20 protein-coding genes, 1 tRNA gene and 1 pseudogene are annotated in these 18,134 nt (G+C 70.8%); 12 read left to right on the top strand and 10 right to left on the bottom strand.

The annotated features are described in order from the left end of the window. Positions 1-49: 49 nt before the first annotated feature. Positions 50-994, top strand: a complete 945-nt coding sequence (locus BMY07_RS26455) for a helix-turn-helix transcriptional regulator (protein WP_092784345.1) — start codon at positions 50-52, stop codon at positions 992-994. A gap of 22 nt (positions 995-1,016) precedes the next feature. Here the strand turns inward: BMY07_RS26455 and BMY07_RS26450 are convergent, their stop codons facing one another. Both BMY07_RS26450 and BMY07_RS26445 read right to left on the bottom strand, forming a co-directional pair. After that, positions 1,017-1,262, bottom strand: a complete 246-nt coding sequence (locus BMY07_RS26450) for a hypothetical protein (RefSeq protein WP_143073650.1) — start codon at positions 1,260-1,262, stop codon at positions 1,017-1,019. Between the two features lie 128 nt (positions 1,263-1,390). After that, a complete protein-coding gene (locus BMY07_RS26445; RefSeq protein ID WP_218150775.1) occupies positions 1,391-3,244 on the bottom strand; it encodes a M6 family metalloprotease domain-containing protein in 1,854 nt (617 codons plus the stop codon). A gap of 438 nt (positions 3,245-3,682) precedes the next feature. Here BMY07_RS26445 and BMY07_RS26440 point away from each other — a divergent pair, with 438 nt between their 5' ends. Beyond that, positions 3,683-4,183, top strand: coding sequence for a hypothetical protein (locus BMY07_RS26440; RefSeq protein ID WP_143073649.1), 501 nt, complete (start codon positions 3,683-3,685; stop codon positions 4,181-4,183). Between the two features lie 56 nt (positions 4,184-4,239). Here BMY07_RS26440 and BMY07_RS26435 read toward each other — a convergent pair whose 3' ends face one another. After that, positions 4,240-5,040, bottom strand: a complete 801-nt coding sequence (locus BMY07_RS26435; protein ID WP_092784333.1) for a S1 family peptidase — start codon at positions 5,038-5,040, stop codon at positions 4,240-4,242. Between the two features lie 379 nt (positions 5,041-5,419). On the opposite strand from BMY07_RS26435, the gene cmk reads away from it, so the two are divergent. Genes cmk through der form a run of 3 tightly spaced genes read left to right on the top strand, consistent with a single transcriptional unit; the run spans position 5,420 to position 8,204 of the window. After that, a complete protein-coding gene (cmk, locus tag BMY07_RS26430) occupies positions 5,420-6,136 on the top strand; it encodes a (d)CMP kinase (RefSeq protein WP_092784329.1) in 717 nt (238 codons plus the stop codon). After that, positions 6,133-6,777, top strand: coding sequence for a lysophospholipid acyltransferase family protein (locus tag BMY07_RS26425; RefSeq protein WP_092784326.1), 645 nt, complete (start codon positions 6,133-6,135; stop codon positions 6,775-6,777). Before cmk ends, BMY07_RS26425 begins: the two co-directional genes overlap by 4 nt. Further along, positions 6,774-8,204, top strand: a complete 1,431-nt coding sequence (gene der, locus BMY07_RS26420) for a ribosome biogenesis GTPase Der (RefSeq protein WP_092784323.1) — start codon at positions 6,774-6,776, stop codon at positions 8,202-8,204. The genes BMY07_RS26425 and der overlap by 4 nt, the downstream gene beginning before the upstream one ends. Here the strand turns inward: der and BMY07_RS35965 are convergent. Further along, the gene (locus BMY07_RS35965; protein ID WP_092784320.1) at positions 8,158-8,796 is read right to left on the bottom strand and encodes a hypothetical protein; all 639 of its coding nucleotides are present in this window, start codon (positions 8,794-8,796) and stop codon (positions 8,158-8,160) included. The genes der and BMY07_RS35965 overlap by 47 nt on opposite strands. 86 nt (positions 8,797-8,882) lie before the next feature. Here BMY07_RS35965 and BMY07_RS26410 point away from each other — a divergent pair. Then, positions 8,883-8,956, top strand: a tRNA-Pro gene (locus BMY07_RS26410). A gap of 98 nt (positions 8,957-9,054) precedes the next feature. On the opposite strand, the gene BMY07_RS26405 is transcribed toward BMY07_RS26410, so the two are convergent. From BMY07_RS26405 to BMY07_RS26390, 4 genes and pseudogenes are all read right to left on the bottom strand, one after another. After that, positions 9,055-10,260 (bottom strand): site-specific integrase, encoded by a 1,206-nt coding sequence (locus tag BMY07_RS26405; RefSeq protein ID WP_092784317.1) that lies wholly within the window; start codon positions 10,258-10,260, stop codon positions 9,055-9,057. After that, on the bottom strand, positions 10,260-10,484 hold the full coding sequence (locus tag BMY07_RS26400) for a helix-turn-helix transcriptional regulator (protein ID WP_092784314.1): 225 nt from the start codon (positions 10,482-10,484) through the stop codon (positions 10,260-10,262). Before BMY07_RS26400 ends, BMY07_RS26405 begins: the two co-directional genes overlap by 1 nt. Further along, a pseudogene (locus BMY07_RS35625) lies at positions 10,481-10,816 on the bottom strand (replication initiator); the annotation flags it as partial. The pseudogene BMY07_RS35625 and the gene BMY07_RS26400, both read right to left, overlap by 4 nt. Before the next feature lie 33 nt (positions 10,817-10,849). After that, positions 10,850-12,115 carry an ABC transporter ATP-binding protein gene (locus BMY07_RS26390; RefSeq protein ID WP_092784311.1) on the bottom strand — a complete coding sequence of 422 codons (1,266 nt, stop codon included), beginning with the start codon at positions 12,113-12,115 and terminating at the stop codon, positions 10,850-10,852. A 454-nt stretch (positions 12,116-12,569) separates the two neighbouring features. Between BMY07_RS26390 and BMY07_RS26385 the strand changes: the two genes are divergently transcribed. Further along, on the top strand, positions 12,570-12,911 hold the full coding sequence (locus BMY07_RS26385; protein WP_143073648.1) for a hypothetical protein: 342 nt from the start codon (positions 12,570-12,572) through the stop codon (positions 12,909-12,911). Between the two features lie 238 nt (positions 12,912-13,149). On the opposite strand, the gene BMY07_RS26380 is transcribed toward BMY07_RS26385, so the two are convergent. After that, positions 13,150-13,332, bottom strand: coding sequence for a hypothetical protein (locus tag BMY07_RS26380; RefSeq protein ID WP_092784306.1), 183 nt, complete (start codon positions 13,330-13,332; stop codon positions 13,150-13,152). A gap of 128 nt (positions 13,333-13,460) precedes the next feature. On the opposite strand from BMY07_RS26380, the gene BMY07_RS26375 reads away from it, so the two are divergent. The 3 genes from BMY07_RS26375 to BMY07_RS26365 all read left to right on the top strand — a co-directional run bounded on the left by BMY07_RS26375 (position 13,461) and on the right by BMY07_RS26365 (position 15,096). Further along, positions 13,461-13,733: a hypothetical protein gene (locus BMY07_RS26375; protein WP_143073647.1), complete on the top strand. Its 273-nt coding sequence runs from the start codon at positions 13,461-13,463 to the stop codon at positions 13,731-13,733. Positions 13,734-13,996: 263 nt separating this feature from the next. Further along, on the top strand, positions 13,997-14,599 hold the full coding sequence (locus BMY07_RS26370; protein WP_092784300.1) for a CBS domain-containing protein: 603 nt from the start codon (positions 13,997-13,999) through the stop codon (positions 14,597-14,599). Beyond that, a complete protein-coding gene (locus tag BMY07_RS26365; protein WP_245782675.1) occupies positions 14,596-15,096 on the top strand; it encodes a DUF1003 domain-containing protein in 501 nt (166 codons plus the stop codon). Before BMY07_RS26370 ends, BMY07_RS26365 begins: the two co-directional genes overlap by 4 nt. 35 nt (positions 15,097-15,131) lie before the next feature. On the opposite strand, the gene BMY07_RS26360 is transcribed toward BMY07_RS26365, so the two are convergent. Then, complete coding sequence (locus BMY07_RS26360; RefSeq protein ID WP_177215780.1) at positions 15,132-15,983, bottom strand: nitroreductase family protein; 852 nt, start codon at positions 15,981-15,983, stop codon at positions 15,132-15,134. A gap of 209 nt (positions 15,984-16,192) precedes the next feature. Here BMY07_RS26360 and BMY07_RS26355 point away from each other — a divergent pair, with 209 nt between their 5' ends. Together BMY07_RS26355 and BMY07_RS26350 are read left to right on the top strand one after the other, a co-directional pair. Next, positions 16,193-17,068: a universal stress protein gene (locus BMY07_RS26355; RefSeq protein WP_177215778.1), complete on the top strand. Its 876-nt coding sequence runs from the start codon at positions 16,193-16,195 to the stop codon at positions 17,066-17,068. A gap of 14 nt (positions 17,069-17,082) precedes the next feature. After that, positions 17,083-18,090 (top strand): Acg family FMN-binding oxidoreductase, encoded by a 1,008-nt coding sequence (locus tag BMY07_RS26350; protein ID WP_245782674.1) that lies wholly within the window; start codon positions 17,083-17,085, stop codon positions 18,088-18,090. Positions 18,091-18,134 lie beyond the last annotated feature (44 nt).

Below are 18,134 nucleotides of genomic sequence, written 5' to 3'. Positions count from 1 at the left end.
CGCTAGAGTGCTTATAGGAACGTTTACTTCCTAATTGAGCGAGGTGGTTGTGGGCGACACCCCGGCGCGGCTGCTGGCCCTGCTGTCGCTGCTGCAATCCCGGCCGGTGTGGAACGGCACCGAGCTGGCCGAGCGCCTCGGCGTCACCACCCGCACCGTCCGCACCGACATCGAACGGCTGCGCGGCCTGGACTACCCCGTCCACGCCACCAGGGGCGCCGCAGGCGGCTACCGGCTCGGCGCGGGCGGGAAGCTGCCCCCGCTGCTGCTCGACGACGAGGAGACGGTCGCGGTGGCCATCGGGCTGCGCGCGGGTCGCGGCATCGCAGGCATCGAGGCGGCCAGCGCCCGCGCCCTCGCCAAGCTCGAACAGGTCCTGCCCCCGCGCCTGCGGCCCGCGGTCGAGGCGCTGTCCTCCGCCGTCGAGCACGCCCCGGAGAACACCGCCACCGACGCCCCCGACCCGGAGGTCGACCCGGACGTGCTGCGCGCGGTCGCGACCGCCATCCACGCCGTCGAGCAGTTCCGCTTCGACTACGACGGCGACCCGCGCGTGGTCGAGCCCTACCGGCTGCTGTCCTGGCAGCGCCGCTGGTACCTCGTCGCCCGCGACCCCGCCACCGGCGAGTGGGACGTGCACCGCGTGGACCGCGTGACCCCGCGCATGCGCACCCACCGCCGCTTCGCGCCGACCCCGATCGAGGGCGGCGACTACACGGCGTTCGCGATGCGCAGGGTCGCCAGCAGCGGGTGGAACGTCCACGCCCGACTGCGCGTCGACGCCCCGGCCGAGGCGGTGCTGGCCAGGATCAACCCCGCCGTCGGCGTCGTGGAGGCGGTCGACGCGGTCACGTCCGTGTTGGTCACCGGAGCCGACTCACTGGAAACGGTGGCCGTCTTCGCGGGCATGCTCGGCATGGACTTCACCGTCGAGTCCCCGGCCGAACTGCGCCCACTGCTGCGCGCCCTCGCCGACCGCTACGCCCGCGCCTGAGATCCCCGCGGCCGACCGTGGCTCAGAAGATCTCGAAGCTCTCGTAGTACCAGCCGAGGTAGTCGCGGTTGCAGTCACCGCTGGACGGCGTCACCACGGTGTTGGGCTGCCCCATCGTGATGTCCCGCTGGTACATGCACTCCGAGTTGGTCGAGAACGGCCCGGCCTTGAAGAAGAACCCGGTTGTCGTGGCCTGAGCGGCCCCGGGGAACAGTACGGCCCCAAACGCGGCAACAGCCAACACAACCCCAACGCGACGTCGTCCCACCAGCGTTCTCCCCTCACGCGCCAACCTGATCACTCGACCGTAGAACCCTGCCGCCGCAACGGATAGGTCCGCTCGGGTCATCCACCGGACCGGGGTGCGGGCACGCGGACGTGCCCGCACCCCTCGGCTCAGTGCCCCAGCACCACACAGGTGGCGGTCGCCTTCGCGGCGGGGTTGCTCTCCGAGGTGGCCGTTAGCGTCACCTTGGTCAGTGGAGCCCCACCGTCGCGCTTGACGTTGATCGGAACCTGGACCTGGTGGCCGAACTTGGCCGTGGTCAAGGCGTTCGGCACCTGGACGGTCCAGCCGCGGCCCTCGGCGGTAGCGGTGACGCGGTAGACGTCACTGTCGAGGTAGGCGCTGACGTCCTCGGGGTGCTGTCCCGCGATCTTGCCCCGGCCGGTGTTGAACAGCGGGAACTGGCAGGTGGCGACACCGTCCCGTCCCGTTCGGCTCGCCGTGGGCAGCAACCGGACACCGCGCTTCTGCGGCCCGGCGCCGTCCAAGGACCTGATGGCGACGGTGTAAGACAGCACGCCCTTGTTGTCGCGCTTGACGTCGAGGATGTAGAAGTGCAGCCGGTTGGCCTGGTCGACGTACTCGTACTCGCTACCGGAGTTGGTGCCCGCGTGGAACAGGGCGTCCGCCAGCTGCCGGTAGTCGCCGATGGTGATGGGGACCTTGCGGCCATCGGGCAGCACGTAGTCGGTCATGCCGATGTCCTGCGGGTTGGCGTCGACCACCCACGCGAACGGCGCGCGGTCCTCGTTCTTGGTCTTGGCGAGCAGCACGCCCGCGTCGGGGGTGAACGAGTCCGAGCCCATCCGGTCCACGACCTCGACGGTGTAGTTCTCGTAGCCGCCGCCGTCGCAGTACGGGTTGGTGGTGATGTCGCAGGCGGGGGTGTGGTCACCGGTGCCGAACGCGACGTTGACCCCGGTCAGGCCGTTGCGCCCCGGCTGCACCGTCCGCGCGGTGACCTGCGCGACCACCACCCCGGAGTCGGCCAGCGCCTCGCGCGAGAGCCGCAGCACGTTGCGCTCGTCGACGATGCCGAGCTTGATCTTGTTGCGCAGGATGTGCTGCGCGCCCATCGACGCGCCGCCGGTCGCCGGGATGACCCACCGCGAGTGGGGGCCGCCGGGGCCGTTGAACGAGCCCCGGGAGAGCATGTCCCAGATCCCGCTGTAGTCGCGGCGCGGCGGGTTGCCGTAGGGGTTGTTGTAGTTGTCCGCGATGCCGAGCAGGTGGCTCAACTCGTGCGCGTACACGCCCTGCCCCGAGCTCTCCGCCTGAGTGGACGACCCACCGCCCGCGTTGGGCCACAGGGTGGAACCGGCCGCCCAAGAGGTCCAGTCCACGTAGCGGGTGCGCGTCCAGTTCGGCAGTGCGTCGTCCGGCGGCCCGAACGCGTCGGTCACGTCCTCCTTGGCCGCGAACTTCATCATCCCGAACTCCTGCCAGGTGCTCGTCTCGTCCTGCCCGGCGGAGAGGAAGTAGACGAAGTCGAACCCAGCGGGAACCTCGGCACCGACATCAGCGACCCAGGCAGCCCTACCGTCGGTGCGCAGGTCCTTGTTGCAACTGTCGCCGGTAGGACAACCGGTGCCCGCCTGGAACTCCAGCGCGTACTCGTGGTCCTTACCCGGCACGGTGTAAGGACCGAACGCCTTCAGGTCGACCCCGTAGCGGCCGCCGGAGTTCTCCATCCAGTACTCGTGCACGGTGTGCCCGTGGTTGAGCTGACCCGGCTTGTTGAGGAAGTCCTGGTAGTACTGCCCGACCTGCGCGCGCGGGATGTCATGCGCCTGCGCGCTGGGGTTACCGAACACCGTGGAGTTCTGCGGCTGCGTCACGACAAACGGCTGGTTCGGGTAGTCAACCAAGACCAACGCACCCTTGAACGTCCGCGTCGTCCCCTTCACCGCCGGGTCGGCCCAGTTGGTACCGGGGATCTTCTTGTAGTCCCGCTCCCAGGTCATGTGGTCCGGGTTCACCCAGTTCTGAGGGTCAACCGGCCCAGGTAACCCTGCCTGCACCGCCACCCGCGCCCCATCCCGCGACTGCTGCCACGGCTGTTGCTGCGGCCAGTGGTCGTACTGCCACGGCTGCGTAGCCTCATCGGGAGGTGCCGCCAACGCCTCAGTGCTACCCACGCTGAGCGCCGCGGCCGAGACCAACGCGGTAACCAGAGCCAGTGGCCGCTTACGCCGAACCCATCTGAGGTACATCCCGCCTCCGAAGTGTCGATCCGCCCATGCTAACGGCCGACACCACCCGCGAAACCGTTGCCAGTTAACGGAAATCGCCGAATCCACCCCCGCCATCCGACCTGGCCCACTTGGCCGCTCGGGTACACCCGGATCGGGTCTCGACGCGGTACCTTGGTCGAGAAGACGTTTCCTGGGGGTTGGATGAGCATGTCCGTGTCGACTCGGTGGGCAATCGTGTGCGCGGTCGTCGTCCTGCTGGTGGGTGGCAATTCCCTGATCACACCGGAAGACAAGGAGGACCCTCAGGCCTATCCCGGCAGCCGCACGGCGTACACGGTGGACGACATAGAGCGGCTCACGCGCGTCCGGCTGCCTGGATGCGCGCGCCCCAACGTGCGGTACATCCTCGGCCCGGTCTACGCCGAGGATGTGGCCCTCGACTTCACCGCGACACCGGAGTGCGTCGCCGAGTTCCTCACCGGTCTCGGCGCGGATGTGGCGCGGCCGGATTACGTCGGACAGCCTGGCGACTCCCGGGCGTTCTCGCTACCGCCCGAGACCGGTACCCAGTGGGAGTTCGGACCGCGGACGCGACTCGAAGAGTGGCTGCGAATCCTCCCCGGTTCATACCGGGAGCAGGTAAAGGTAGCCGTGGACCGCTCGGTCCAACCACCGCACGTCTATCTCCACGCGTTCGCCCTTGACTGAGCGCTCCGAGCGGCCGAGGCGGACGGGCCCCGTGGAGGAGGCCCGTCCGACTCGCGTCAGCGGGGCAGGGTGCAGCCGGGGAGGGTGAGGTTGAACTGGTTGCCGGTGGTGATGCAGGTGGGGATGTCGTAGGTCTGCTGGGCGTAGCCGATGCCGGAGCGGACGGTCACCTGGCCGGTCTGGGAGACCTCGCACGGGTTGTTGAGGGTGCAGCGGCCGCCGCTCTCGTTGATCGTGTTGTTGACGCCGACGGCCTTGCCCGCGCTGTCGATGATCGGCGAGCCGGACGTGCCGCCGATGACGTTGCACGGGCGGGTGTAGCGGATCGAGTCGCGCCAGGTCCAGTTGCCTTCCTTGAGCTGGTAGGCGAAACCGTCGACGGCGCAGGTGTAGATGCGCTTCCAGTAGCCGGACACGACCTGGATGCCGGTGCCCTGCGCCGGGCGCGTGGTGGACAGTTCGAGCGCCCGGGTGCGGTACTGCTGCTGTATCTGCGCGTAGGTGGTGCTGAGCTGGTAGAACGCCGCGTCGGTCTTCGACATGGTGGCGTAGGCCAGTTTGGTCGCGCGCAGCGTGCCCAGCGACTGCCCGGTCGGCCCGAGCAGGGTGAACGTGCGGCTCGACGCCTGGTTCACGATGACCTCGTTGGCGCCCATCAGCTTGACGCAGTGGCCGTTGGTCATCACCAGGGCCGGGTCGCTGTCGGCCGCGGCGGGGGGACGCACCACGGAGCCGGAGCAGTTGTCGAGCGCCACGATGGCGGCGAAGTCGGCGTTCACCCGCGCGGCGGCGGGGGCGACGATCAACACCGCTCCCGCCAGCGCGGCGGTGAGCACGCCCACCACTCGCTTGATCATGGGAGTTCCTCTCGGTAGCAGGGTTGCCACCGCAAGCGTCGGCGTTGGGCCATTCACTCACCACCTCCGTTCGGGTGGTAACGAGGAACAGACAATCGAGTCGTCACCGGACGAGTCCGGCGCCGATTGCCCCGGTGGGAACGGGAATCCGCGACTGGCCACTGTGGACTCGAACGCGTCGTCGCGTGCTCGCGTATGGACGGTCACCACCCCTGCGCAAGATCGGTGCCCGCCGCGGGTCGGACCGGACGACCGTGTCCCCGGTCACGCCTCGAACGGCCCCGTCCGGCCGGATCGAAACCCCGCGTCCGGGTAGCAGGGGGACGGCCAGGCAGAATGGTGCGCCAACGGTCGGGCTGGACGAGCAGAGGAGCACGTGGTGGGACAGGGTGAGCTGCGGGGCGTCGTCGCGTTGGACGGCCCGTCTGGCACCGGCAAGTCCACCGTCGCGCGCAGGCTGGCCGTCGCCCTCGGCGCCGCCTACCTCGACACGGGCGCCATGTACCGGGCGGTGACGCTGGCCGTGCTGCGCGCCGGGGTCGACCAGGAGGACGGCGCCGCGGTGCTGCGCTGCGCCGAGGCCGCCGACCTGCGCATCGGCACCGACCCGACCAGCGCCGACGTGCGGCTCGGTGACGAGGACGTCGCCGCCGAGATCCGCGGCCCCGAGGTCACCGGCGCCGTTTCGGCCGTCTCGGCCGTGCCGAAGGTCCGTGAGCTGCTGGTCGCCACCCAGCGCCGGATCATCAGCGAGGCCAGGGGCAGGCTCGGCGGCATCGTGGTCGAGGGCCGCGACATCGGCACCGTCGTGGTGCCCGACGCCGCGCTCAAGGTGTACCTGACCGCCTCCGCCGACGCCAGGGCCGCCCGCAGGACCGCCCAGGACGCCGCCGCGGGCCGGGGCTCCACCGTGGACGCCACGCTGGCCGACGTCGAGCGCAGGGACCGGCTCGACTCCACCCGGGCGGCCTCCCCGCTGCGCCCCGCGGTCGACGCCGTCGAGGTCGACACCACCGACCTGGACATCGACGGTGTCCTGGCCCACCTGCTCGACCTGGTCCGCGACCGAGATCTCAGCACGGCGGCCCCGCGGTGAGCACCCACCTCCCCGAGGGGTCCGTCCGCTGGCTGCACGACCTGTGCAGGTTCATCGGCCGTTACGTCTTCCGGCCCGCGTTGCGACTACGCGTCACGGGTCGTGACCGCGTCCCGCGCACCGGCCCGGTGGTTCTTGTGGCCAACCACAGCTCCATGCTCGAACCGCAGCTCATCTTCGGAATGCTGCCGAGGCGGTCGGTGTTCCTGGTCAAGGGGGAGCTGTTCCGCGGCCTGGTCGGTCGGGGGCTACAGGCGATCGGGCAGATCCCGGTGCGTCGCGGCGCGCCGGACCGGACACCGCTGACCACCGCGGTCGGCGTCCTGCGCGAAGGCGGGCTTGTCGGGATCTTCCCGGAAGGCACCCGCGGCGCCGGTGACGTCAACGCGGCCGAGCAGGGCGCAGCGTGGCTGGTGCGCTCCACGGGCGCGGTAGTACTACCGGTCGCCACGCGGGGTACCCGCAGGCCGGAGGGCGGTGGGCGACGGTTTCGCCCACCGGTGGACGTCCTTGTGGGCGAGCCGTTCGAGCTCACCGTCGGCAAGGGTCGTGCCGGGCTGGTCTCGGCTACCGAAGAGATCCGGGCCCGCTTGGCGGGTCTGGTCCAAGAACTCGATGTCGTACGGAAGACGGGGTCATGACTGAGCTTGATGGGACCTACGAGGACGCCCTGGACGGGACCTGGTCCGACGAGTCCGAATGGGCCGAGGTCGACTCCTTCGCCGAGGACGACGCCGACGGCGCGGTAGCGCAACCGGTACTCGCCGTGGTCGGTAGGCCCAACGTGGGCAAGTCGACACTGGTGAACCGCATCCTGGGCCGCCGCGAGGCCGTCGTCCAGGACGTCCCCGGCGTGACCAGGGACCGGGTCGCCTACGACGCGCTGTGGAACGGGCGCCGGTTCACCGTGCTCGACACCGGTGGCTGGGAGCCCGGCCTGGACGGCCTGCCCAGGGCCATCGCCGCGCAGGCCGAGTACGCGATGGCGAACTCGGACGCGGTGGTCGTCGTGGTCGACGCCACCGTTGGCGCTACCTCCACCGACGAGGCCGTCGCCAAGGTGCTGCGTAGGTCCAAGCAGCCGGTGATCCTGGTCGCGAACAAGGTGGACGATGACCGCCTGATGGCCGACACGGCCGCTCTATGGTCGTTGGGCCTGGGGGAGCCGTTCCCGGTAAGCGCCCTGCACGGTCGTAACTCCGGTGACCTGCTCGACGCGATCCTGAAGGCCCTGCCGGAGACCCCCAAGGAGACCTTCGGCATGCGCGGCGGCCCCCGCCGGGTCGCCCTGGTCGGCAAGCCGAACGTCGGCAAGTCCAGCCTGCTCAACCGCCTGACCGGCGAGAACCGCGCGGTCGTCGACTCGGTCGCGGGCACCACCGTCGACCCGGTCGACTCCCTGGTGGAGCTGGACGAGCAGATCTGGCGCTTCGTCGACACCGCGGGCCTGCGCAAGCGGGTCAACTTCGCCAGCGGCACCGAGTACTACGCCTCGCTGCGCACCAAGGCGGCCATCGAGTCGGCCGAGGTGGCGATCGTGCTGCTCGACGCGGCCGAGCCCATCGCCGAGCAGGACCTGCGGGTGCTGTCGATGGTCGTCGACTCCGGCCGGGCCTGCGTGCTGGCGTTCAACAAGTGGGACCTGGTCGACGAGGACCGCCGCCACCAGCTCGAGCGCGAGCTCGACCGCGGCCTGGTCCGGGTGCCGTGGGCGGAGAAGATCAACGTCTCCGCGCTCACGGGTCGTTCGGTGCGCAAGCTCGCCCCGGCCCTGCGCACCGCGCTCGACTCGTGGGACCAGCGCGTGTCCACCGGCCAGCTCAACTCCTGGCTCTCCGACCTCATCGCCGCCACCCCGCCCCCGGTCCGCGGCGGCAAGCAGCCCAAGGTCCTGTTCGCGACCCAGGCCCAGACCCGCCCGCCGACGTTCGTGCTGTTCACCAGCGGCTTCCTCGAGGCCGGGTACCGCAGGTTCATCGAGCGCAAGCTGCGCGAGCAGTTCGGCTTCACGGGCACGCCGGTCAGGATCTCGGTGCGAGTTCGCGAGAAGAAGGCCCGGAAGTCCTGAACCAGTAGATAGACCTACCCAGGCTGATCAGCAGAAGCAGACCAGCCGCGGGTAGCGCTACCCACGCCCCGAGCGCCGCAGCGAACGCATCCCCCCGGAGGTACTCCGGCGGTGTCTCGCGCTCGGGGTCCACAAGCAACTCCACGGTATCCGTGTGCCGCTCATCGACCTCATAGGTCCCCGGATACCCCCCGGGGCACGCGACGACATGTCGGTAAACGGTGTAAACCCCATCCCCGGCATCCACCGCCGACCCGTCGTCCACCGACACCACCTCACACCGGGTGACCTGCGCCCCCCTGATCGCCACCCACCCCGGCACCCCCACCAACCCCCCGAACACCACGGCGATGAACATCAGGAACCCCGAGACCCACACCAGCCCCTCGACATCGCTCCCCTCCTTCACCCCACCCTCGAACATCGTCAAGATCCCCCGAAGCGCCACCACCCCCACCCCCAAGGTGACCAAGACGGCAGGCACCACAACCCACCCCGCCCCAACACCGACCGCCGCCCCACCCCACCCCGCGCCCAAGACCCCCAGGGGCAACACCGCACCCACAACCCCAACCCGAACGATCTTCAGCACCCCCCAATGATCCCCAGCACCCCCCTGGAACCCCCACCACCCCCATGCGCTACTCTTTCCCAGCACCCGCGAACAGCGGATGCGGCCGGGCTGTGGCGCAGTTTGGTAGCGCACTTGACTGGGGGTCAAGGGGTCGCAGGTTCGAATCCTGTCAGCCCGACGGTCGACTAAAGGGTCTCTGAGCTGGTGTTTCACCGCTCGGGGACCCTTTGTCGTTGATCCACTTCAGAGCCCGTTTGGGACACGCTTGGGACATGATCAGCTCACCACCTTGAGTCCGACCTGTTCGGTGCGCTGGAGGTAGGCCGAGAGCAGGTTTCCGGCGTCGGTGAATTGGTCGTGGTTCGGGTGTAGGTATCGCTGGGTGGTGTCCAGGGAGCCGTGGCCCGCGATCAGCCGCAGGACGTGCACCGGGATCCCGGCGTTGGCCATCCACGTGAGACCGGTGTGCCGTAGATCGTGCCGCCGAAGGTGTTCATACCCTTGCTTAGCCACTACGTCGTCCCAATGCGTCGCGTCTCGCAGCACAGCCGTGGTGATCCTGCCGCCCCTGGGACCGGTGAACAGACGCGCGTCCGGGTCCTGGTCGACGCGGTCGATCTGTTCCAGGACGAGTGGCCGGACCTCCTCGATCAACGGCACCAACCGTGCCCGCTTGCCTTTGGTGTTCTTGTCCACCAAGCCGCCGGATGTGGTGGTCGTCTGCCTGCGCACCAGCCACATCCACGTCTTTGTGTCGATGTCGCGCACCCGACAACCCGACGCTTCTCCAATCCGAGCCGCCGTGCACCCCATGAACTTCACGACCTTGCCCCACCCGGCGAATCGCCCCGCCGACCGCTCGACCAACGCGTCCGCCAGTCGACTCAATGCCGCGTAGTCCGCCAGCGCCATCGACCGCGGGTCGTCCAATTCGTCTTCTACGAGCTGGTACTGCTTCTGCCACCCCTTGACCTCAACCGGATTCCGATCGACCAACTCATCCCGCTTGGCCTGTTCCATCACCCGCGCCCACACCGCGAGCGTGTTCTTCACCGTCGACCGACCGCACTCGTCCGCGATCCACCCGTTCACAGCCCGGTCAACGACCCCGTTGGTGATCATCGGAACCGCCAGGTGCCCCACGGTCGGCACCACGCGCTTACGCCACCCGGACATGTAGGGATCGAGCGTCTTCCGCTCCAACCCGCGCATGGCCAGGTCCATGACGGACTCGCCGTAGACCTCAAGCGTGCTGGTCAACGTGACCGGGCTGACTCCAATCGCCGCCTTGGCCTTCAGCCTGTCAATCCACGCTTCCGCTTCGGGCAAGGTCTTGAACGTCTCCGACTTGGACGGTCGCTTCCCCGTCTGCGGATCACGCCACCGCACCCGCGCCCGGTAGCCATCCCCGGTGGCCCCGGGGCGGCACTCGATGTCGCACCACAGCTCGATCCCAACGGGTAGATCTATGCGCTCCACCATCAGGCCGCCACCTGCCCTGGGTCGGTCCTGCGAGCCCGGACCCACGCCTCGACATCGTCAGCCGCGTAGACGACAACCCGCTCCGACACCCGCACGAAAGCCGGACCGTAGTACGGCCTCAAGGTCCGCCACCGCCGCACCGTCGAGGCGTCCACATGCAGGAGAGTCGCCAGTTCCTCCGTTGTGTACCAGTCGCCATCGACCAGGCGAACCGTGCCGCTCATGCCGCCACCTCCGCGGTTGCTGAAAGTTTCGAGCCTGGTGGCCCCTGCGCTGCCAGGAGCGCCCGGTCATACTCAGCCCGCCATGTCACCCGCTCCGCGATGGCGCGCATGACAAGGTGATCCCGGGGTGGCGCGTTGCGGTCTCCTGGTGCGAGCTTGCGCCACACCAGCGCCGAGGTATCCCGTACCGATTTGACGATGCCAACCGCTGCGAGCGTGTCTGTCACGAACGCGGACCGATCCGCCCTGTGCTCCGCCAGAGTCTTCCCCGACCACTTCCGCGACACCAAGACTCGTCGACCCGGCAGGCCGAGGGTGGTGCGGCGATGCGCACCGGCTCCGTGCAGCGTCGACACCCCGCAGGATCAACGCTCGGCCAAGTACACCGCCCGAACGGCGAGGACGCGCTCGACCTCATCGATGATCGGCGCGAAGAACTGCTGCCGGTGCTCGACGTCGCTCATGGAGGTGATCTCGAAGTACATGCTGCCGAACGCGGCGAACAGCGTGGCGTTGCGCAGCAGCGCCACCGGGATACCGGGCACCAACCGCGACTGGGCGACAGGTCCGCCGATCCACTGCTCGGCGACCTCCGGCGTGACCATCACCAACCCCAACACCAGGAAGAACCCGAACAGGGCCAGCCCGATCACACCGGCCTGCACGAGCTGCCGAGTGGCCAGCACCACCAGCAGATTCCGATTCTGGCGACCGCTCAGAGGCGTCGCGTGCAACGGCCGCACGATCGCCACACCCGACAGCGGCGTGCCGTGACACGCCGCGGAAAGGCGGTCCGGGCTCAGGTCCTGCTCCACCCGGCCGATCTCGTCGCGCAACCGGGTGGCCGAGGCCAACACGGTGATCGCGGCGAACAACGCGATCACGATCAGCAACCGCCACCAGTCCAACCGGTTCATCATCTGCCACAGTTCGCCGGTGAAGAACAGGAACAGCGTCACGAACAGCATCGCGGGCAACGCCCGGCCGAGCAGGTGCACGCTGTTGCGCAGGTCGTAGAGCGTGTGCCGGATCGCCCGCCGGACGAGCGTGCCCGTTCCGTAGGTGGTGGCCACCAGGGTGACCACGAAGACCGCCGCGAAGAAGATCACGAACCCCAGCAACCCGACCACGCTCCCGCCCGGCGGGGTCACGGTGTCGTCCACGAGCAGCTGCAACAGCGGCACGGCCACCGGCATCGTCGCGTACACCACAAGGATCACCACCCGCGCGCCCTTCGTGAACCGGGGCAGGCGAAGGGCGAACAGGCGCAGCACGAACCACGCCACGACCGTCACGCCGAGCACACAGGCCAGCAACACCCAGCGCTGCGGCCCGGCCGACTTGAGCGGCACCAGCCAGGCCAGGCTGGCCAGCGTCACGAGACCGAGCGCGGGCAGCATCCGGGGCAGGACGTGGGTGGCGAACCCGTACCCCTCGATCATGGTGGGCGCACCCTCGCGGACGAACCACCGCTCGGTCCGGCGGATCCGATCGCTGGACTGGCTCGACGACATGGTCCAATCATCCACTGTGGAAGCGACCCGCGCGCCACCGGCTCCGCCGTGGCCGGAGTGGATCACACAGGCGCCGAGAGCCCCGGGGAACGCGGTCGCCGAGCGGGTCACCTTCATCCGGGAAGGCTCACGGCTCGGCCGACAAGGTCCCGGTTGAGTCCCATCGAGTACGTGGGTATCGACCTGGCACCTCCACGCTGATCACCCAGGGCGACCGATCCGGTACGGCGGCGCCGGCGATCAGCGCGGTGTGCTCGCGTCCTGTGGTTGCGGTGAGCCAGGTCAGGCTGCTGCCCGCGACCACAGGGCGGGCACCAGCGCTCCTGAGTCCATTATGGACTTTCCGGAGGCGCGACCGGGCTGTTCGACCGGGAGGTCGGCGACGAGTTCGTGGCGGTGGCAGGCTGCGTAGGTGCCGGACAGCCGGGGGTCAACGCCTGGACGAACAGCGCTGGCTCACCCTGGCACTCCCGTCGTTGAGCGAAAGTCCCCACGTGTCGCCGGTCCTGGTGCCTCGGGGTTGTGCTGCGGGCAGCCACACACGGCTGCGGCGGTGCGGTAGGAGGTGCCGATGTCGACGCGATCTGTCCGTCGCCTTCGTGCCAGGTACGCGGGTGGGCGGGCCAACGCCACCGCACGCCGCTACACCCGGTCCTGGGCCGCGGTGTTCGCGGCCGGGTTGGCTCCTCGACGATGGGTCACGCTGGAGGTCGCCGGGCGGCGCACCGGCCGGATCACCCGGTTCCCGCTGGGCACGGTCGACAGGCTGGGCCGCTGGTACCTCGTGTCGATGCTCGGCGGCCGGTGCCACTGGCCGCGCAACGCGCGGGCCGCCCGTGGTGAGGTCGCCCTGCACCGCGGATGCCTGGTCCCGTGTCGTCTGGTGGAGGTGTCGACCGCCCGGTTCGGTTGACGCGACGGCGACGCAGGTCAACGGGGACGTGGTCATCGGCGTCTCGGACGGCGCCGACGGGGCCTTCCACCCCGTGTCTGGTCGCCGACGGGCGCGATTGCCGTGCTGGAATCGGCTGGACGTGGCGAGCACGCCCATGCCCGGCGACCAACCGGTTCGGGTTCCTGGTCGGCATGGTCGACAACCCGCACCCCCACGCGCTGCGGTGGAACCCGGCGGGCCGTTTGGTGCGGCTGGACTACCCGCCGGGCAGTGAGTCGACCGACGCGGTGGGAATCAACGACCGGGGCCGGGTGGTCGGCACCGCGATGGGTTCGAACAGCGCGCACGCGGTGCGCTGGGACGCCTCCGGGCAGGTGTTCGACCTGGAGGCACTGCCCGGCAGCACGGGGATCGCGATCAACGCCGAGGGCCAGGCCATCGGACGCGCGTTCTCGGGCAACACCTGCTACGCGGTCCGGTGGAACGCCGCTGGAGGCGCCCAGTACCTGGGCGGGCTGCCGGGCGGCAATCGCAGCGAGGCGATGGCCATGACCGACAGGGGGTGTGGTGGTCGGCTACTCGCTGGACGCCGATCGCGCGGTGCACGCCGTGTGCTGGAGCCGCGACGGCCACATCCACGACCTCGGCCTCCACCGCGGTCGGGTGACCCCGGCGTACGGCGCGAACAACCGCGGCGTCGTGATCGGGGTCGCGGGCGAGTCCAGCATCGACGCCCAACCGCTGTTGTGGCCAACCAGGAGCACCGTTGGCCGCCGGGAACAGGGCCGTCCGCGGGTCTGGCCGGAAGTGAGTTCCGGTTTCGGGGCGACCACGGGCTGAGGGAGCGCGCGAACGGCAGGCTGACGCGGTTCGCGTCCTAGTGCACGCCGACACCGCCGATCACCGCGTCACCACCTTGAGCCCGACCTGTGCCGCCCCGCTGCGGGTAGGCCGAGAGCGGGTGTCACGCCGCCGCGGTGGCGAAGGGCGGTCGGTGTTTCGCGGAGCGAAGGTCCCGGTTCGGATGGGACCTCGGACAGCGGTGCGCGGGCGGGATCGGCACCTAGTGTTCGGTGGTGACGATCCCGGTGGGAGGAGACCCGATGCGAGCGCGCGATGTCATGTCGGCACCTGTGTTGACGGTCGGGCCGGGTACACCGGTCAGCCGGGCCGCGGAGCTGTTGGTGGACAAGGGGTACACGGCGCTTCCGGTGGTGGACGAGGACCAGCGCCTGATCGGGATCGTCACCGAGGCCGACCTGCTGCGGGGCCGCTTCGGCGCCGAGCCGCGGGTGCGCACCGGTGACGACCCCGGGCCACCCGCCTCGGTCGCCGAGGTGATGACCACGCCCGCCGTCGCGATGAGCGCGGGTGCCGACGCCGGGGTGCTCGCCAGGGTCATGCTCGACGACCGGCACCGCTGCGTGCCGATCGTCGACGGCTCGCGGCTGGTGGGGGTGGTGACCCGGCGCGATCTGGTGCGGGTCCTGGCGCGGTCCGACGAGGAGATCGCCGCCGACCTGCGCAGGCGGTTGGCCGTCTTCGGCGGCCCGAGCCGGTGGACCGTCCGGGTCGCGCTCGGCACCGCCGAGATCACCGACCGCTACGACGAGGCGGCCGACCGCCACGTCGCACGGGCGCTCGCCGAGGCCGTCCCCGGAGTCGTGCGGGCCAACGTCCACAGTGAACCAGAGAGCGCGGTGTGAGCACGGCGAGCCCGACCGGGCGGTCACCCGGCCACGCGCAGTGCGCACGCACCGCGACCGCGACGAGACCCGACGCGGGGCGCCTGCGGTTGCGGATCGGCGTCCCGGCGGCGGGGCCCGCGCGCGCCGAACACCCTGTCGTCGCCCGCATGCGGGAGCACCGCGGTGGCGACCGGCAGCTGCGGCTCGCCGACGCCATCACCAGGTTCGCTGGGTCGATGGTGTTCGTCTACATCCACGTCGTCGTGTTCGCGGTGTGGATGCTCGGCGTGGAGACCAGCCCGTGGCCGACGCTGACGCTGGTGGTGTCCCTCGAAGCGATCTTCCTGTCCACCTTCGTGATGATCGGCCAGAACCGGGCGGCCCTGTTCCAGCAGGCGAAGGCGGACCACGACTTCGCCGAGCAGGAACTCGAGCTCAAGACCAACACCCAGCTCACCCGCGAGATCCACCTGCTCACCACCGAACTGCACCGGCGCGCGTTCGCCGAGGACTGATCCCCCGGCAGCGGCCTGCGCCGCAGCGACCCAGGTCAGCCCGAGGGGGACTCGGACAGCTCCGTGTAGCACTCGGTCCACGGCCGCCGCGGTGTCCTCGGCAGGTGCGGCGCCACCGGCTGCCCGTGGCCGATCCGCAGGATGAGGTGCGGGGCGTGGGACCCGCGCAGCAGTCGGTCGCGGATCTCGGCCCGGTAGTGCGGATCGGCCAGTGGTTGCGACAAGGCCCGCGACGCCAGCCCCATGGCGGTGGCGGTGAGCAGGATCGCGCTGGTCGCCTGTCCGGTGTGCACCCGGGCCGCGGTGTCGTCCGCCGAGGTGGACAGGATGATCAGCAGTCCCGCGGGGCCCTCGTCCACCGCGGGCCAGGGCGAGGTGGCGACCGTGTGGTCGAGCGCCACGGCGAACCGGTGCCGTTCGACGTCCCCGGTGATGGGGGTGAGCTGGACGCCGTGGTTCACCGCCCGCGTGCGCAGCACGTCGAGCAGGTCGGTGGGCACGGGGCAGGGCGACAGCGGGCGCCGTTCGGTGCGACGGGTGCCGATCGCGCCCGCCATGGCCAGGTCCGCCGCCGACGGCGTGTGCGGTCCGACGGCGTTGACGGTGGCCAGGAGGTCGGGATCGGATGACGACGGCGTCGTGCGGATCGCGACGCGCGCGCCCAGCGCGGCCAACGCGGTGGTCAGGTGGTGCAGTGCGGCCCCGCAGCTGATCTCCACGTCGCGGTGCTCCGGTGCCGCCCGGTTCAGCCCGGTCCGGTCGGCGAGCAGGTGCAGGGCACCCGCCTCCGACACCCACCGCCACGGCTGGGTGTTGTGCACCGAGGGCGCGCGGGTGGACACCGCGAGTGCGAGCCGCAGCGTCGACGGGTCGAGTCGGGTGCGCACTGGCGGCCTCCGTTCCGGTGTCTCCCACCCCATCGTCGGTGCTCCGAGTCGCACGCGACAGGGACCAAGGGCGGTGCTCGCCGGGCCTTCCGGCTCACCCGTCCACCTGGGACCAAGGTCCTCGAACCCGGTGGCCTCCGGTGCTGCCCCGGGCAGCGGCGCGGCGCGAGGGTGGGGAGGACAACACCGCCCGGTCGAAGGAGTGCGCCGTGAGCACCACCAGCCGTCCCCCTGTCATCGCCGCTGTCGACGGGTCGCCGTCGAGCACAGCCGCCGTCGCCTGGGCGGCCGACGAGGCGGGGGCGCGGGGACTGCCGCTGCACCTCGTCCACGTCTACGTCCCGCCGTCGGTCCGCTACCCGCTGGACGGTGCCGCGAGCGACGAGCTCGCCGACGCGCTGCGCGAGCAGGGCAGGCAGTGGCTGGCGGAAGCCGCCAAGGAGGCCGAGCGGCTGCGGCCGGACCTGGTGGTCCGCGCGGACCTGCTCCCCGGGTGGCCGGTGGAACGGCTGCTGGCGGCCTCCGACGGTGCCGCGGCCGTGGTGACCGGCCACCGCGGGCTCAACGGGTTCGAGGGCCTGCTGCTGGGCTCGGTGTCGGACTCGGTCAGCGCGCACGCCGGGTGCCCGGTGGTGGTGGTCCGGGGGACCGAGACCGAGGGCGGACCGGTCGTGGTCGGTGTGGACGGCTCGGAGTCCAGCGCCGCCACGCTGGAGTTCGCCTTCGCCGAGGCGTCCCGGCGGGGGGCCGGGCTGGTGGTCGTGCACGCGTGGAACGACAGCGCGTACGCGGGCGCGTGGGTGGCGGTGCCGATGGTGGTGGACTGGGACGCGATCGCCGAGGACGCGCGGTTGGCCATGGCGGAGGTGACCGCCGGGTTCGCCGAGCGCTACCCGGATGTCGCCGTCGACCGGGTCGTGGTGCGCGGCAGGCCCGCGCGGGTCCTGGTCGAGCGCAGCGCCGGTGCCCGGCTGGTGGTGGTCGGCCGCCGGGGCAGGCGGCTGTGGACCGGGTTGGGGATGGGCTCGACCTGCCGTGCCGTGCTGCACCACAGCGACTGCCCCGTCGCCGTCGTCCACCGGTGACCGGGGGTATGCCCGTGCGCACCACGCGACACCTGACCGACCTGACCGGCGCGGCCCGCACCGCGCCCCCGCGGTGGACCGAGGACGAGGTGGCCGTGCTCGCCGCCGCGCTCACCGCGGCGCCGTCCGTGCACAACAGCCAGCCCTGGTCGCTGCGGTTGCGGGACAGGACGGCCACGGTGTTCGAACGGGTGGACATCACCCTTCCCCGGCACGACCCGATGGGTCGCGACCGCCTGGTCTCCTGCGGTGCCGCCGTCGCGAACCTGCGGCTGGCGGTGCGCAGGCTCGGCTGGACGGCGCCGTGGCGGCAGTTCCCCGATCAGGCCGCGCCCGGCGCCGTCGCCGAGGTCGAGGCGGGTGGGCCCGCGGAGCCCACCGAGACCGAGCTCGCCGGGTACGGGGCGATCGCGCGCCGGTCCAGCCACCGCGGCCCGTTCGCCGCCGAGCCCGTCGACCCGGCCCTGCTGCGGTCCCTGCGCGACACCGCCGCCGATGTCGAGGTGCCCGGCGTGGTGGCGCACGTGCTGCGCGGCGAGGACCGCACCCACCTGGCCAGGGTGCTGTCGCACAGCGCGCTCGTCCTGCGCCAGGACGACGCCTACCAGCGCGAACTCGCCGCGTGGCGCGGAGGGGAGGGGATCGCGACCGCGGACGCACCGTGGTCGCTGCCCTGGGCGGGACTGGTCGACCGGACGACGGCCGTCCCGGACGACACCGTGCTGGCCGAGCGCCTGGCCCGCGAGTCCTACCTGGTGGTCGGCACCACCGGCGACGGGCGCAGCGACCACCTGCACGCGGGGATGCTGACGCAGCGGCTCTGGCTCGCCGCGGTCGCCGCAGGCCTCGCGTGCTCGATCATGACCCAGCCGCTGCACGTGCCCGAGTCCAGAGCGGGCCTCATCGAGCGGTTGGAACTGGCAGGCTACCCGCAGGTCCTGGTCCGGCTCGGCCACCCGGCGCACCCGCCCCGGCCCACCTCCCGCAGGCCCCTGGCCGAGGTCGTGCACATCGAGGACTGATCCCCCGGTCGCGGGCGGGTCCGGTGTGGTGGATCCACACCGGA

Source organism: Actinokineospora terrae, from assembly GCF_900111175.1.
GTDB classification, from domain to species: Bacteria; Actinomycetota; Actinomycetes; order Mycobacteriales; family Pseudonocardiaceae; genus Actinokineospora; species Actinokineospora terrae.
The sequence above is the reverse complement of the archived record's forward strand: the minus strand, read 5'-3'. Positions and strand labels throughout refer to the sequence as shown.

Bases quoted from the DNA above. Each gene is read 5' to 3' on its own strand.
- BMY07_RS26440 (WP_143073649.1), top strand. From the start codon at position 3,683: ATGTCCGTGTCGACTCGGTGGGCAATCGTGTGCGCGGTCGTCGTCCTG.
- BMY07_RS26380 (WP_092784306.1), bottom strand. From the start codon at position 13,332: ATGGCCTGGCCCTCGGCGTTGATCGCGATCCCCGTGCTGCCGGGCAGT.
- der (WP_092784323.1), top strand. From the start codon at position 6,774: ATGACTGAGCTTGATGGGACCTACGAGGACGCCCTGGACGGGACCTGG.
- BMY07_RS26370 (WP_092784300.1), top strand. From the start codon at position 13,997: ATGCGAGCGCGCGATGTCATGTCGGCACCTGTGTTGACGGTCGGGCCG.
- BMY07_RS26400 (WP_092784314.1), bottom strand. From the start codon at position 10,484: ATGAGCGGCACGGTTCGCCTGGTCGATGGCGACTGGTACACAACGGAG.
- BMY07_RS26385 (WP_143073648.1), top strand. From the start codon at position 12,570: ATGTCGACGCGATCTGTCCGTCGCCTTCGTGCCAGGTACGCGGGTGGG.
- BMY07_RS26405 (WP_092784317.1), bottom strand. From the start codon at position 10,260: ATGGTGGAGCGCATAGATCTACCCGTTGGGATCGAGCTGTGGTGCGAC.
- BMY07_RS26390 (WP_092784311.1), bottom strand. From the start codon at position 12,115: ATGAAGGTGACCCGCTCGGCGACCGCGTTCCCCGGGGCTCTCGGCGCC.
- BMY07_RS26435 (WP_092784333.1), bottom strand. From the start codon at position 5,040: ATGATCAAGCGAGTGGTGGGCGTGCTCACCGCCGCGCTGGCGGGAGCG.
- BMY07_RS26445 (WP_218150775.1), bottom strand. From the start codon at position 3,244: ATGACCTGGGAGCGGGACTACAAGAAGATCCCCGGTACCAACTGGGCC.